The sequence below is a fragment of the Enterobacter sp. A8 genome, assembly GCF_004296595.1.
Taxonomy (GTDB): Bacteria; Pseudomonadota; Gammaproteobacteria; order Enterobacterales; family Enterobacteriaceae; genus Enterobacter; species Enterobacter cloacae.
Genome location: NZ_SCMF01000004.1, coordinates 125,374 through 139,476 on the forward strand (window position 1 = coordinate 125,374; position 14,103 = coordinate 139,476).

The window sequence follows — 14,103 nt, forward strand, 5'->3', positions numbered from 1 at the left end:
CTGCAAATGCGAAGGGGCGCAACTGCGCCCCGAAAGATGAAGTTAAACAATCTGCAGCGCGCCCTGACGGAACTTACGCTGGTAAACCACGGTGGTGAGCGCCATAGGGACGATGATCGCGATGGCCATCGCCAGGGCAAACACCTGCCAGAAGGCGGGCTGAATGGAGAGAATACCCGGCAGGCCACCAACGCCGATGCCGTTTGCCATCACGCCGTTGAGACCACACACCAGACCCGCCAGACCCGAGCCGATCATGGCGCAGAGCATCGGGAAGCGGTATTTCAGGTTGATACCGTACATCGCCGGTTCGGTGACCCCGAGATACGCGGAGATGGCGGCCGGAACGGAAATTTCACGCTCGTTATGCTTACGGCTGACCAGAATAATGCCCGTTACGGCAGATGCCTGAGCGATGTTAGACAGCGCGATAATCGGCCAGACCGGCGTGCCGCCAAGGCTCTGGATCATCTGCATATCAATCGCCAGCGTGGTCTGGTGTACGCCGGTGATCACCAGCGGGGCGTACAGGAAGCCGAACAGCGCGGCACCAATCGGCGCGAAGCTGCCGGTCATCAGGTGACGGACGGCAAAGGCCACACCGTCGCCGATCATGCGGCCAAACGGACCGATAAAGGCGTGCGCCAGGAACACCGCCAGGATCAGCGAGCAGACCGGCACCACCACCAGATAGAGGTAATCTGGCACGATGCGTTTCAGGCGCGTTTCAATAAAGCCCAGCGCCAGACCCGCCAGCAATGCCGGGATAACCTGCGCCTGATAACCCACTTTGGCGATGGTGAACAGGCCAAAGTTCCACACTTCCGGCGCCTGCTGACCAAGTAAGTAAGCGTTCATTAACTGCGGAGAGACCAGCGTTACGCCGAGCACGATACCCAGAATCGGGGTACCGCCCATTTTACGCACGGCGGACCAGCAAATCCCCACCGGCAGATAGAAGAAGATCGCTTCGCCAATCAGCCACAGGAAGTCGTAAATGGTTTTCAGCGCCGGGTACATCTGCGCCAGGGTTTTGCCGTCGCTCATCGGCACATCACCGATGACGTTACGGAAGCCTAAAATTAAGCCCCCGCTGATCAGCGCTGGCAGCAGCGGGAAGAAGATCTCTGCGAAGTGGGAGATAAGCTGCTCGTGCCATTTCATATTCTGGCGCGCGGCCTTTTTGGCCTGCTCTTTATCTGCCGCGTTGTGCCCGGTAGTGGCGAGCAGAGCCTGATAGTAATCGCCCACTTCGGTACCAATAACCACCTGGAACTGCCCGGCGTTGGTGAAGCAGCCTTTCACCATCGAAAGCGCTTCAATCGCTTTCGGATTGGCTTTGGCCGGATCGTTCAGCACGAAGCGCAGGCGGGTAATACAATGGCTGACCGTCGCGATGTTTTCGCGACCGCCCACCAGGACGATCAGCTGATCGATATCTGCTTGTTTGACTTTACTCATCATGAAACCTCATGACAGATGGGAGGGGTGTAATGACCTGAGCGCAAGCCTACTCCTTCAGCGGGACGGCGAAAATGGGAACGTTCCCGAAATCGGGCGAAGATCACAATAAACCGATTTATGGTGGTTATGAAAGATGGACGGGAATGACGATTTGGCGGGGTTCTGCGCGCCCGTTGATCTGCTCAATCAGCTGTGCGGCCGCCTGACGGCCGGACTCGGCGTAGCCCGGATCGACGGTGATGATCTCCGGGTGCAGGAACTTCATCAGCGGGGTACTGCCTACGCTGGCAACCTGCAGCTCGTCGATGCGCTGTTCCTGTAAATATTTGCTCGCACCCAGCGCCAGGGTGTCGGTCGCGCACACCAGCGCGGTGGTCTGCGGGGTCAGCACGCTGGCGACCTGCTCATAGCCCTGCTTCATGCCAAGCCCGGGCAGGGAGGCCACGGCAGAGAGGTTGTGCTTTTTGCAAAACGCCAGATAGGCTTCGTGACGGCGTTTGCCGGTGGTGACGTCCGAGTGCGGTACGCCAAGATAGCTGATATGACGATGGCCTTTTTCGTACAGGCGCTGCATCAGGGTAATAATCGCCCCTTCATCGTCATAGCAGACGGACGCAAATCCGTGGGCATCGCGTGCCAGCAAGACCAGCGAGGGTTGCCAGGGTTTGAGCATCTCCTCTTTAATGCCGGTAAAGCCAAACAGGACCACCCCGTCGATGTTGCGTCGCGCCAGCATCCCCAGATGCTCTTCCACCAGCTGTGGTGAGAACTGGCTCTCCATCATGATTGGATCGTAACCCTGCTCATAGAAGGCGGGCAGCATGGTTTGTACGGCGAGGTTTTCAGAGAGGGAATCCAGACGCGAGACAATAATGGCGACCACTTTATCGCTCTGTCCGCGCATGGCGCGTGCGGAACGGGAAGGGGAAAACCCGTGCTGATTCATCACCGCCTCGACGCGCTCGCGCGTGCGTTCGCTGACACCGCTCTCGTTATTCAGCACGCGCGACACGGTGGATTTCCCCACGCCGCTTAAACGCGCAATGTCTTTAATCGTAAGGCGGTTTTGCATGCTGTATTCCCTGTAACAACGATAACGGTGTCAAATGAGCCTAATGCTATAGCGCTAATTCGCTATGGGCAAAGTCTGGTTTACGTTCGGTTTATTTGAGGGTGGGTATAATACCGCCCGACGCGCCGCTTAGGGTACGGTTAAATCCTTATACTGCGCGGCGTACCCCTTATTTTTACTTACCGGAGGCGACATGGATCCCGATCCCACACCTCTCCTGACCAGGAGAACCCCTTCTTTCCGGTAAGCCAGCCTTGTGCTGTCTCACTGGTGATGTGAGGCAGCAACGTTCTGAACGTTCCTGCTTGAAAATTTAAGTGCCTGTCAGGTACGGCTTTGCCACGCCTGCAGGAATGACTGCGTCCGCCCTGGCGGATGCGGGGGAATGACTATGTTTAAAAATATCAACCGGCAGCTGCAGGCGCTGCTGAGCCGCCACCTGCCACACCGTCTGGTTCAGCGCGATCCGCTGCCAAACGGCAAAAATTTCTCCGGCGCCACTATTCCCGCCAGCCTGACCGAGCGTTGCCTTAACGTGGCGGCGATGGATGAGAACGAAGTCTGGCGCGCCTTTAACGGACACCCGGAAGGGCTGAATGCGGCTGAAGTGCAAAAAATCCGGGCCGTGCATGGCGATAATCTTATCCCGGCGCAAAAGCCAGCGCCGTGGTGGGTGCATCTGTGGATCTGCTACCGCAACCCCTTCAACCTGCTACTGACGGTGCTGGGCATTATCTCTTATGCCACTGAAGATCTGTTTGCCGCAGGCGTTATCGCCCTGATGGTGGGGATCTCCACGCTGCTGAACTTTATTCAGGAAGCGCGCTCTACCAAAGCGGCGGATGCCCTGAAGGCGATGGTCAGCAACACCGCGACCGTGTCGCGAGTCATTAACGATCTGGGTGAAAACGCCTGGGTCGAACTGCCCATCGACCAGCTGGTGCCGGGCGATCTGGTGAAGCTCGCCGCCGGGGATATGATCCCGGCGGATTTACGCATCATCCAGGCGCGCGATCTGTTCGTGGCCCAGGCCTCGCTCACCGGGGAGTCCCTGCCGGTGGAAAAGGTGGCGCGAACTCGCGATCCGCAGCAGATGAACCCGCTTGAGTGCGACACCCTGTGCTTTATGGGCACCACGGTGGTCAGCGGCACGGCGCAGGCGATTGTCACCGCCACCGGCGGCAATACCTGGTTTGGCCAGCTTGCCGGACGTGTGACAGAGCAGGAGAGCGAGCCGAACGCGTTCCAGAAAGGGATTGGCCGCGTCAGCATGCTGCTGATCCGCTTTATGATGGTGATGACGCCGATTGTGCTGCTGATCAACGGCTACACCAAAGGCGACTGGTGGGAAGCCGCGCTGTTTGCGCTCTCCGTGGCGGTTGGCTTAACGCCGGAAATGCTGCCGATGATTGTCACCTCCACCCTGGCGCGCGGGGCGGTGAAGTTGTCAAAACAGAAGGTAATCGTCAAACACCTCGACGCCATTCAGAACTTTGGCGCGATGGACATTCTCTGCACCGACAAAACCGGCACGCTGACGCAGGATAAAATCGTGCTGGAGAACCACACCGATATCGCCGGTAAAACCAGCGAACGCGTGCTGCACAGCGCCTGGCTGAACAGCCACTACCAGACCGGGCTGAAAAATCTGCTCGATGTTGCGGTGCTGGAAGGGGTGGATGAAGAGTCTGCCCGCTCACTCTCTGGCCGCTGGCAGAAGGTGGATGAGATCCCGTTCGATTTTGAGCGCCGCCGGATGTCGGTGGTGGTCAGCGAGCAGCCGGATGTGCACCAGCTGATCTGCAAAGGCGCGTTGCAGGAGATCCTCAATGTTTCCACCCAGGTGCATTACAACGGCGACATCGTGCCGCTGGACGACACCATGCTGCGCCGCATCAAACGCGTCACGGATAACCTGAACCGTCAGGGGCTGCGGGTGGTGGCGGTGGCGAGCAAATTCCTGCCTGCACGCGAGGGAGACTATCAGCGTATCGACGAATCCGATCTGATCCTAGAGGGTTATATCGCATTCCTCGATCCGCCGAAAGAGACCACCGCTCCGGCGCTGAAAGCGCTGAAGGCCAGCGGGATCACCGTGAAAATCCTTACCGGCGACAGCGAGCTGGTGGCCGCCAAAGTGTGCCACGAAGTGGGGCTGGACGCGGGTGACGTGGTGGTAGGCAGCGATATCGAACACCTCAGTGACGACGAGCTGGCTCAGCTTGCCCGGCACACCACGCTGTTTGCCCGCCTGACGCCGATGCATAAAGAGCGTATCGTCACCCTGCTGCGTCGGGAAGGGCACGTGGTGGGCTTTATGGGCGACGGCATCAACGATGCGCCCGCGCTGCGTGCGGCGGATATCGGTATCTCCGTGGACGGGGCGGTGGACATCGCCCGCGAAGCGGCAGACATCATCCTGCTGGAAAAGAGCCTGATGGTGCTGGAAGAGGGCGTGATCGAAGGGCGTCGGACTTTTGCCAACATGCTGAAATACATCAAAATGACCGCCAGCTCCAACTTCGGTAACGTCTTCAGCGTGCTGGTAGCGAGCGCGTTTCTGCCGTTCCTGCCGATGCTGCCGCTGCATCTGCTGATCCAGAACCTGATGTACGATGTCTCTCAGGTGGCGATCCCGTTTGATAACGTCGATGACGAGCAGATCCAGAAGCCGCAGCGCTGGAACCCGGCGGATCTGGGGCGTTTTATGCTCTTCTTTGGCCCGATCAGCTCCATCTTTGACATCCTGACCTTCTGCCTGATGTGGTTTGTGTTCCACGCCAATACACCGGAACATCAGACCCTGTTCCAGTCTGGCTGGTTCGTGGTGGGGCTGCTGTCGCAAACGCTGATTGTGCATATGATCCGCACCCGTCGTATTCCGTTCATCCAGAGCCGAGCCGCCTGGCCGCTGATTGTGATGACGGGGATTGTGATGGCGCTCGGCATTGCGCTGCCGTTCTCACCGTTGGCCAGCTACCTGCAGCTGCAGGCCTTACCGCTGAGCTACTTCCCGTGGCTGGTGGCGATCCTCGCGGGCTATATGGTGCTGACGCAGATGGTGAAAGGGTTTTACGCGCGTCGGTATGGTTGGCAGTAAGTTATGTTAGCCGGGTGGCGGCTTCGCCTTACCCGGCCTACTACCCGAAACGTAGGCCCGGTAAGCGCAGCGCCACCGGGCAATAGCTTTTCTCTCAAATTCAACAACCTGTGATCTCCGTCGGCGCATTCGCTTGACGACAAATTGAGCGCATGTTAACAGAATGTTTTGCCTTTATACCCTAAATAATTCGAGTTGCATGAAGGCGGCAAGGGAGTGAATCCCCGGGAGCTTACATAAGTAAGTGACCGGGGTGAACGAGTGCAGCCAACGCACAGGCAACTTGAAGTATGACGGGGATATTTGGCCCGTCAGATAAGGAACATTCATGTTACGGTACAGCCTCTTAACCGCCGGGCTGCTGCTCGGCGCGTCAGCGTTTGCCGCCCCGGCAGGCGATCTTCCCCTGATGCCCTGGCCTGCGAAGGTTGAACGCCCGACCACTCAGGGCGCGCTGGTGCTTAATAATCAACTCTCCGTAAGCGTCAGCGGAGACGATCTCGGTGACGCCGTTAACCGCCTGCGCCAGCGCATTGCCCTGCAAACCGGCTGGACGCTGCAGCCGCAGGCCGACAAACCCGAAAAACCGACCATCCGCATTGCCATCGCCAAAAAAGTGAAGCCGCAGCCGCTGCCGGACAGCGACGAAAGCTACAGGCTGACGGTGGATGCCAACGGGGTGGATATCTCCGCCAATACCCGTTTCGGCGCGCTGCGTGCCATGGAAACGCTGCTCCAGCTAGTGCAAAACGGCGCGGAAAACACCTCTGTACCGTGGGTGACCATTGAAGATTCCCCGCGCTTCCCGTGGCGCGGGCTGCTGCTGGACTCGGCGCGCCACTTTATCCCGCTGGCGGATATCAAACGCCAGATCGACGGTATGGCCGCGGCAAAACTCAACGTGCTGCACTGGCATTTAACCGACGATCAGGGCTGGCGTTTCAGCTCAAAGCGCTATCCTAAGCTGACCCAGCTTGCCAGCGACGGGCTGTTCTACACGCCAGAGCAGATGCGCGAGATTGTCCGCTATGCTGCCGAGCGCGGTATCCGCGTGGTGCCGGAGATCGATATGCCAGGCCACGCCTCGGCCATTGCCGTGGCCTACCCGGCGCTGATGAGCGCGCCGGGGCCGTACGAAATGGAGCGCCACTGGGGAGTCTTAAAGCCGGTGCTGGATCCGACCAAAGAGGCCACTTACGCCTTTGCTGACACGATGGTCAGCGAACTGGCGGCGATCTTCCCCGATCCTTATCTGCACATCGGTGGCGATGAGGTGGACGACAGCCAGTGGAAAGCGAATCCGGCCATTCAGCAGTTTATGCGCGACCACAAGCTGGCGGACAGCCACGCGCTGCAGGCGTATTTCAACCGCAAGCTGGAAACGATCCTTGAAAAACACCACCGGCAGATGGTGGGCTGGGATGAGATCTACCATCCCGATCTGCCCAAAAGCATTCTGATCCAGTCCTGGCAGGGGCAGGATGCGCTGGGACAGGTGGCGCAGAACGGCTACAAAGGGATCCTCTCGACGGGCTTCTATCTCGATCAGCCGCAGTCCACCGCTTACCACTACCGCAATGAGATCGTGCCGCAGGCTTTAAACGGCGTGGACGTGATTGCCGACACCGACAGCGCCCAGAGCTGGGCCTTCTCCATGCCGCGTCTGAAAGGCAAGCCGGTCGAAGGCAGCTTTACGCTGGTGAAAGGGGAGTCCGGCTGGCGCGGATTTATTGATTTTGCCGGCAAGTCCCGCCGCGCGGTGGATAACATTGCGTGGCGCGATGACAATCAGGTGACGTTTACCGTTGATACCTGGATGGGCGAAACGCGCCCGGTGGTGTCGGTTGATAACGATAAGCTCACGGGTTATTTCCTGGTGGGGAATGTCCGCTACCCGATCAGCGGCACGCGTCTTGATGAGGTCCCTAAAGGCACTCCGCCGGTGGTACCAGATATCGCGCATCAGGTTAATCTGCTTGGCGGAGAAGCCGCGCTGTGGGCGGAAAACGTGGTGGCACCGGTGCTGGATATCCGTCTGTGGCCGCGTACCTTTGCGGTGGCGGAGCGGTTATGGTCCGCGCAGGATGTTACCGATGTCGACAACATGTACACCCGCCTGCAGGCGATGGACAGCTGGTCGACGGTCTCGGTCGGGCTGCAGCAGCACACCCAGCAGCAGGTGCAATTCACGCGCCTTGCCGGGAATGCCGATACGCTGCCGCTGCAAATCCTCGCCCAGGCGGTGGAGCCTGCGCAGTATTACACTCGTCAGCATCTCAAATTCCAGGCCGGAAACTACCATCAGTTTGAGCCGCTCAACCGCTTCGCGGATGCGCTGAACGCCGAAAGCGCCACCGTGCGCCAGATGAACAAATGGGTCGACCGTCTGGTGAGCGACGCCGAGGATACCGAAAGTGCCGACGCGCTGCGCCATGTGTTTAACCGCTGGCAGAGCAATACCAGCGACGCGCTGGCACTGAGTGAAAACAGCTATCAGCTGAAGGCGATCAAGCCGGTGATTCAGGAGGTGGATAAGCTGGCCTCGATTGGCCTGAGGCTCACCGATCTGGTGGCGCGTCAGGGCACGCTGGACGATAAAGAGATCGCCTCAATTCAGAGCGAGCTGGATAACGCGGCGAAGGTTCAGGACGAAGTGGTGATTGCGGCGGTGTACCCGCTGGAGACGCTGCTGCGCGCGACGCGGAATCAGTAGACAACCCTTACCCCTCACCCCAACCCCTCTCCCCAAAGGGGCGAGGGGCTCGATCGGTTCCCTCTCCCCTTTGGGGAGAGGGTTAGGGTGAGGGGACTAGTGCTTAAGCACCCACGCCTCTTTCCAGTGTGAACCTGTGCCCGGCTCAAACTGGGTCGCATACTTGCTCCACTGCACGCAGTAACCGCTGTACGGGAAAGGCTTACACTGGTAGGTCTTACCGTCTTTTGGCTGCAGCACCACGGTGCCTGCTTTGTACGACGCGATGTTATCCGGGAAGATGTAATCATGCTGACTGGTGCTGTTGTCCGCCGCGGCTTCCTCTTCCAGCATCAGGTTCAGCACATCCTGCGCAAACAGCGTGCCGTCTTTATTGGTGGCGTAGTACTTCAGCATGTGGTGACCCGTCTCAACGCCGGTCAGCGTCAGGGTGACGTCCTGATTCACGTTATTCATCTCCTGCTTCAGATACCCTTTTTCCGCCCCGTGATGGTTCATGACGTGGGCTTCGAAATTGACGTTACCGTGAGTATTCACATGGAAGGTGACGGTCGCATTGCCGTTCTCGATTTTGCTGTAGTGCAAATTGCTGACGGCGATGGTTTCATTGACCTCTGCCTTCTGCTCTTCGTACGAAATCGCAACGGACTGCAGGGCGCTGCCCTCTTTGACGAAGACGCTGTTCGCGCCATGGACCGGGCTAATCTCGCCGCCCTCATCCTTCACGCCGACGCGAATGTCCTGGTGCGCGGTGTTAATTTTCTGCGCCAGATCGTACGACCACTGGTTGGCATCCCCCTGCGCGGCCGTGGCGATCGTTATTTCCGTGCGCAAGGACGTCACTTCACCGTGCGCATCGAAGAAGCGGGCAATGACCTTATCGCCGACGTTCAGGTTATTTCCCGCAATCTGGTCGCTGAGGACCTTGCTCCACTCTGATTCGATGCTGGCACCGTCATCCGGGGTAACATTGCCGCCGTTACCAAAATCAACGTCAATGGCCTGGTAGAAACTGTTTGAGGTATCCGCTATTTCCCAGACGCCATAAATCACCTGGTAACCCGTTCGCGCAGGTACATTACAGGTCATGGCTTTGCGCATCGCGGGGGCCTGGCCATTTCCATTCAAGGTACAGAACGGGGTTAATTCAAACTGATCGCGGGTCAGGGGTTTATTCGGATCCCAGTTTTGTTTGGTGATGTAGTAACGCCAGTTGGTGGTTTTGTGCGGCGCGGTGTGATACCAGACAAACTCATGTGGGCCGGCAGTCATGGGGCTTTTCGTCCACGCGTTCAGGCTCTGTTTATCCAGCTGGGAGTAATTCGCAATTCCCGCGCTGGCAAGCTGGCCGTCTGGCGGCATCGCACCGCCCGGGAAGCCGGAGGTTTTCTCCACGCTCTGCGGTTCATACTGAACGGAGCCACAGTCAATGTTTTGACCGAGCTTGCACATATAAGCGCGGCTGGCAGGAGACTCAATATATCCGTGCGCTAAAGCGGATGAGGCAACGGTCAGGGTCGCCATCGCAAGGGCAATCTTTGATAATTTCATTGTTAGTCCATTAATAATAAATACGCAGGGTGATGTTATTAATGGCGGGTGGGGAAGGTCATGCTGTGGTGAGAGGAAAAATAACCAAAAAAAATGGACAGCCGAAGCCGCCCATTCTCTGCTACTATCAATCAGCGACGTACGGCAATCGCTTCGATTTCAATTTTCACGTCTTTTGGCAGACGAGCCACTTCCACGCAGGAGCGCGCCGGGAAAGAGGCGTTATGCTCGGTGAAGAACGCTTCATAAGTGGCGTTAACGGTGGCGAAATCGTTCAGATCTTTCACGAAAACGGTGGTTTTCACGATGTCGCCCACTTTCAGGCCTGCGGATTCCACAATCGCCTGCAGGTTTTCCAGCGACTGACGTGCCTGCGCCGCTACGTCGGCTGGCACTTCACCGGTCTTCGGGTTCACCGGGATCTGGCCAGAGGTAATAATCATGCTACCCAGATCAACGCCCTGAACGTATGGGCCGATAGCCGCTGGTGCATTTTCCGTCGCGAGTACTTTGGTCATGATTTCTCCAGAATAACAGCTGATTTAAGAGTCCCGGCCATTATAGGGAGGCCGGGATCCTTTACCAACCTCAATTAGTTGGCCAGCACCACATAATGAGAAAACTCTTTTTCGCAGTATTTGCATTTGAGTGCGATGTCATCGGCGCGTTTTTTCACTGCGAAGCTGGAGGAGACCGGCTCCGCGTGGCTGATGCAGTTGCTGTTCGGGCAAACCAGCACGCTCTCAATCCGCTCCGGCAGGCTTGGGCGTGATTTGCCCACCACGTCGTAATTGTCGATGCGGTTAACGGTGGCGTCCGGCGCGTACAGCGACAGCTGGTTAACCTGCTCGTCGGTCAGGAAAGTATTCTCGATCTTGATCAGGTCCTTGCGGCCCATTTCGCCTGACGGCAGGTTCAGGCCAATGGTGATGCGCTGGTCGGTTTCGGTCAGTTTGAACAGCGTCAGCAGCTTAAAGCCGACCTGCGCAGGGATGTGGTCAATCACGGTGCCACGTTTGATGGCTTCAACCTGGAGTTTGTTATCGTGTGTCATTGTCGTTTCCCCTTACAGAGCCAATTCGCGATTCAGAACCAGTGCCAGTAACGCCTGGCGGGCGAAGATGCCGTTTCCGGCCTGCTGGAAGTACCAGGCGTGCGGCGTTTTATCCACGTCTGTGGTGATCTCATCGATGCGCGGCAGCGGGTGCAGCACCTTCATGTTGTCGCGCGCACCCTCGAGGTCGCTGGCGCGCAGCACAAACTGCGCCTTCACGTTGGCGTACTCGGACGGATCCAGACGCTCTTTCTGCACACGGGTCATATACAGAATATCCACGTTGCCCATCACCTCTTCGATGCTGGCGTGCAGGCTCCACGGAATGCCTTTTTCATCCAGCATGTCGAGAATGTACTGCGGCATCGCCAGCGCGTCCGGGGCGATGAAGAAGAAGCGGTTGCCGTTGAATTTCGCCAGCGCCTGGGTCAGGGAGTGAACCGTGCGGCCATATTTCAGGTCACCTACCATGGCGATGTTCAGGTTTTCCAGACGGCCCTGGGTCTCCTGAATGGTGAACAGATCCAGCAGGGTCTGCGTCGGATGCTGGTTGGCACCGTCACCGGCGTTCAGCACCGGAATACCGCCGGAGAACTCGGTCGCCAGACGGGCCGCGCCCTCCTGCGGGTGACGCATTACAATCGCGTCAACGTAGGTGCTGATCACTGAAATCGTATCCGCCAGGGTTTCGCCTTTTTTACCCAGCGACGTGTTGCTGCTGTCTGAGAAGCCCACCACGCTCGCGCCCAGGCGGTGCATGGAGGTTTCAAAGGAGAGGCGCGTGCGGGTCGAGGCTTCAAAGAAGCAGCTCGCAATCACCTTGTGCTTCAGCAGCTCCGGTTGCGGATTGGCCTTCAGTTTTGCCGCGGTTTCCAGAACCAGTTCCAGCTCTTCGCGGCTGAGGTCGTTTATGGAAATGATGTGTTTTTGATAAAGCGGATTCATGTTTATCTCCTGACGCCGGGCAAAAAAAAGCCCCTCAAATGAGGGGCTCTGGGAATAGGTTTAGCAACGGGAAGAAAAACGGCAGGCCAGCGTCTGATTTCAGACGCGGTAAGACGTTATGTCGAACACGCTTGACCATGCTTCCTCCCGGCAAATTGTCGGGCATTATACGCACCCCGATGTCCGGATCAAGCAATTTAATGCACGCTTTACTCAATGCAAACGGTTCTATGTGAATATTAATGCGTTCTGAGTAAATAATTAATTTGCTTATGCACCAGCGCGGTACGCTTCACCACCCGGGGGGCGACCCAGACAATACTGCTTCCGGCAACCACGCCTAAAATTTCCGGTAACTGGTGATAATCCAGAATGCGCGCCACCGCGCGGCCATATCCGGCCACGGTATGAATAAGGATAAATTCGCTATTATGCTCCACGCTGACCACCATTTCGGAAACGGTACGTGCGGCGTCGGGGGCAGGGCGCAGAAGAGGATTCAACGAATAAATCTTTAGCCCTTTGGCATTTCGAATTTTTATGACACCAAGCAACTTGAGCAGACGTGAAACGGTGGACTGGCTGATGGTCTCAAAACCACGCTCCTGCAAATCGCGGCGAATCTCTTCCTGGGAGAGATAGCTCTTTTCTGCGATCAGGCGCTGACAGACCGTCAGCTGTAGCTGTTCTTTTGGAGAGTAATCACCATATTCCGTCATAACTATTTCCCATGTAAGTGGCTGAAACAAAACGCCCGGTGGCGCTACGCTTACCGGGCCTACAACGTCAAAACATCACAATACTGCCCCCAGGCTTAACGCCACCATGATCACCACCGTGAGTATCCCCAGCAGCGGCGCCACCCATTTCAGGTAGCGCACATAGGGCACGCGGGCGATAGCCAGCCCGCCCATAACCACCGCGGAGGTGGGCGTCACCAGGTTAACGATACCGGAGGCTGACTGGTAAGCCGTGACTACCAGGTCGCGGTTGACGTTAGCGAAATCGGCAAGCGGTGCCATGATCGGCATCGTCAGAACGGCCAGGCCGGATGAAGAAGGCACAAGAAACGACAGCACCACCTCCAGCCAGTACATCACGTTGATAAACGCCACCGTGGATAACCCGCTGACCAGCCCTTCCGCGCTGTGCAAAATGGTGTGGGTAATCATGCCCTTATCCATGATGACTACGATACCGCGGGCGATGCCGATAATCAGCGCGACGCCCAGCAAATCTCGTGCGCCGTTAATAAACGTTGAGGTCAGCTCCTCTTCGCTCATGCGGGCGATAAGCCCCACGATAATGGCGCTGGCGAGAAACACCGCCGAGATCTCCGCCATCCACCAGCCCAGCACCGCCACGCCGTAAATCATCACCGCGAAGGCGAGGGCGAAAATGACCAGGATGATTTTGCGCACCGGGGTAAATTCCAGCGTCTGTGCGTCTTTGTTACCGAGGAAATGGGCGCGGTTCTCTTCCTGTTTGTCTGCAACGATGGAGAGAGACGGATCCTGGCGCACCTTACGGGCGTAACGCATTACCCACGCCACGCAGATGATCCAGCCGATGACCAGCAGCGCCACGCGCAGGGCGATCCCGTTGGTGAAGGGGATCCCGGCGGCGTTGGCGGCGATCACCGTGGCGAAGGGGTTGATGGTAGAGCCGAGCGTGCCGATCCCCGCGCCGAGCAACACGGTGGAGGCCGCAACAACCGGATCAAAACGGGCGGCCAGCATCACCGGCACCAGCAGGGTGTAGAACGGCAGTGACTCTTCGGCCATGCCGTAGATGGTGCCGCCTGCGGCGAACAGCGCCATCAGGATCGGGATCATCCACTCTTCACGCCCGCGTAATCGCGTGGTGACGCGCTCGATCCCGGCGTCGATCGCCCCGGTTTTGGTGACGATCCCGAGAAATCCCCCGATGATCAGGATAAACAGCGCTACGTCGATCGCCCCGGCCTGGCCGGACTCCGGATCGTACAGCCCGGCAATGGGAGCCATCAGTACGGAAACCAGCCCCTGCGGGTGGGCCGCCACGTGCGCGTAGGTCCCGGCAACCGGCACGTCCTTGCCGAGCGCCTCGTTCATTGCCATATGGTACTGTCCGGCCGGAATAATCCACGTCAGCACGGCCACGACGGCAATCAGAAAAAAGAGAATGGTGTAAGCGGAGGGAAACTTAAACTTGCCCATGATGTT

General features: G+C 57.8%; 11 protein-coding genes. 2 read left to right on the forward strand and 9 right to left on the reverse strand.

What is annotated here, in order from left to right; genetic code table 11:
- Positions 1–42: 42 nt before the first annotated feature.
- Positions 43–1,461 carry a PTS trehalose transporter subunit IIBC gene (gene treB, locus EQV24_RS16280; RefSeq protein WP_038420863.1) on the reverse strand — a complete coding sequence of 473 codons (1,419 nt, stop codon included), beginning with the start codon at positions 1,459–1,461 and terminating at the stop codon, positions 43–45.
- 127 nt (positions 1,462–1,588) lie between these two features.
- A complete protein-coding gene (gene treR, locus EQV24_RS16285) occupies positions 1,589–2,536 on the reverse strand; it encodes a trehalose operon repressor TreR (protein WP_114519152.1) in 948 nt (315 codons plus the stop codon).
- 391 nt (positions 2,537–2,927) lie between these two features.
- Between treR and mgtA the strand changes: the two genes are divergently transcribed.
- Together mgtA and EQV24_RS16295 are read left to right on the forward strand one after the other, a co-directional pair.
- Complete coding sequence (mgtA, locus tag EQV24_RS16290) at positions 2,928–5,636, forward strand: magnesium-translocating P-type ATPase (protein ID WP_129318137.1); 2,709 nt, start codon at positions 2,928–2,930, stop codon at positions 5,634–5,636.
- A 328-nt stretch (positions 5,637–5,964) separates the two neighbouring features.
- Positions 5,965–8,349 (forward strand): family 20 glycosylhydrolase, encoded by a 2,385-nt coding sequence (locus tag EQV24_RS16295; protein ID WP_129328250.1) that lies wholly within the window; start codon positions 5,965–5,967, stop codon positions 8,347–8,349.
- A gap of 96 nt (positions 8,350–8,445) precedes the next feature.
- Here the strand turns inward: EQV24_RS16295 and gbpA are convergent, their stop codons facing one another.
- The 7 genes from gbpA to EQV24_RS16330 form a co-directional block, all read right to left on the reverse strand.
- On the reverse strand, positions 8,446–9,900 hold the full coding sequence (gbpA, locus tag EQV24_RS16300; RefSeq protein ID WP_130626819.1) for an N-acetylglucosamine-binding protein GbpA: 1,455 nt from the start codon (positions 9,898–9,900) through the stop codon (positions 8,446–8,448).
- A 131-nt stretch (positions 9,901–10,031) separates the two neighbouring features.
- Positions 10,032–10,418, reverse strand: a complete 387-nt coding sequence (gene ridA, locus EQV24_RS16305; RefSeq protein ID WP_130626820.1) for a 2-iminobutanoate/2-iminopropanoate deaminase — start codon at positions 10,416–10,418, stop codon at positions 10,032–10,034.
- A 74-nt stretch (positions 10,419–10,492) separates the two neighbouring features.
- Positions 10,493–10,954, reverse strand: coding sequence for an aspartate carbamoyltransferase regulatory subunit (gene pyrI, locus EQV24_RS16310; RefSeq protein WP_013095364.1), 462 nt, complete (start codon positions 10,952–10,954; stop codon positions 10,493–10,495).
- 12 nt (positions 10,955–10,966) lie between these two features.
- A complete protein-coding gene (pyrB, locus tag EQV24_RS16315; RefSeq protein WP_014830458.1) occupies positions 10,967–11,899 on the reverse strand; it encodes an aspartate carbamoyltransferase in 933 nt (310 codons plus the stop codon).
- Positions 11,900–11,933: 34 nt separating this feature from the next.
- On the reverse strand, positions 11,934–12,038 hold the full coding sequence (locus EQV24_RS16320) for a pyrBI operon leader peptide (protein ID WP_022646880.1): 105 nt from the start codon (positions 12,036–12,038) through the stop codon (positions 11,934–11,936).
- 100 nt (positions 12,039–12,138) lie between these two features.
- Positions 12,139–12,618 (reverse strand): ArgR family transcriptional regulator, encoded by a 480-nt coding sequence (locus EQV24_RS16325; RefSeq protein ID WP_013095367.1) that lies wholly within the window; start codon positions 12,616–12,618, stop codon positions 12,139–12,141.
- Positions 12,619–12,693: 75 nt separating this feature from the next.
- The gene (locus EQV24_RS16330; RefSeq protein ID WP_029883481.1) at positions 12,694–14,097 is read right to left on the reverse strand and encodes a YfcC family protein; all 1,404 of its coding nucleotides are present in this window, start codon (positions 14,095–14,097) and stop codon (positions 12,694–12,696) included.
- Positions 14,098–14,103: the final 6 nt, after the last annotated feature.

What these genes read in the sequence shown, in the direction of transcription:
- treB (WP_038420863.1), bottom strand. Translation starts at nt 1,461, where the DNA reads ATGAGTAAAGTCAAACAAGCAGATATCGATCAGCTGATCGTCCTGGTG.
- treR (WP_114519152.1), bottom strand. Translation starts at nt 2,536, where the DNA reads ATGCAAAACCGCCTTACGATTAAAGACATTGCGCGTTTAAGCGGCGTG.
- mgtA (WP_129318137.1), top strand. Translation starts at nt 2,928, where the DNA reads ATGTTTAAAAATATCAACCGGCAGCTGCAGGCGCTGCTGAGCCGCCAC.
- EQV24_RS16295 (WP_129328250.1), top strand. Translation starts at nt 5,965, where the DNA reads ATGTTACGGTACAGCCTCTTAACCGCCGGGCTGCTGCTCGGCGCGTCA.
- gbpA (WP_130626819.1), bottom strand. Translation starts at nt 9,900, where the DNA reads ATGAAATTATCAAAGATTGCCCTTGCGATGGCGACCCTGACCGTTGCC.
- ridA (WP_130626820.1), bottom strand. Translation starts at nt 10,418, where the DNA reads ATGACCAAAGTACTCGCGACGGAAAATGCACCAGCGGCTATCGGCCCA.
- pyrI (WP_013095364.1), bottom strand. Translation starts at nt 10,954, where the DNA reads ATGACACACGATAACAAACTCCAGGTTGAAGCCATCAAACGTGGCACC.
- pyrB (WP_014830458.1), bottom strand. Translation starts at nt 11,899, where the DNA reads ATGAATCCGCTTTATCAAAAACACATCATTTCCATAAACGACCTCAGC.
- EQV24_RS16320 (WP_022646880.1), bottom strand. Translation starts at nt 12,038, where the DNA reads ATGGTCAAGCGTGTTCGACATAACGTCTTACCGCGTCTGAAATCAGAC.
- EQV24_RS16325 (WP_013095367.1), bottom strand. Translation starts at nt 12,618, where the DNA reads ATGACGGAATATGGTGATTACTCTCCAAAAGAACAGCTACAGCTGACG.
- EQV24_RS16330 (WP_029883481.1), bottom strand. Translation starts at nt 14,097, where the DNA reads ATGGGCAAGTTTAAGTTTCCCTCCGCTTACACCATTCTCTTTTTTCTG.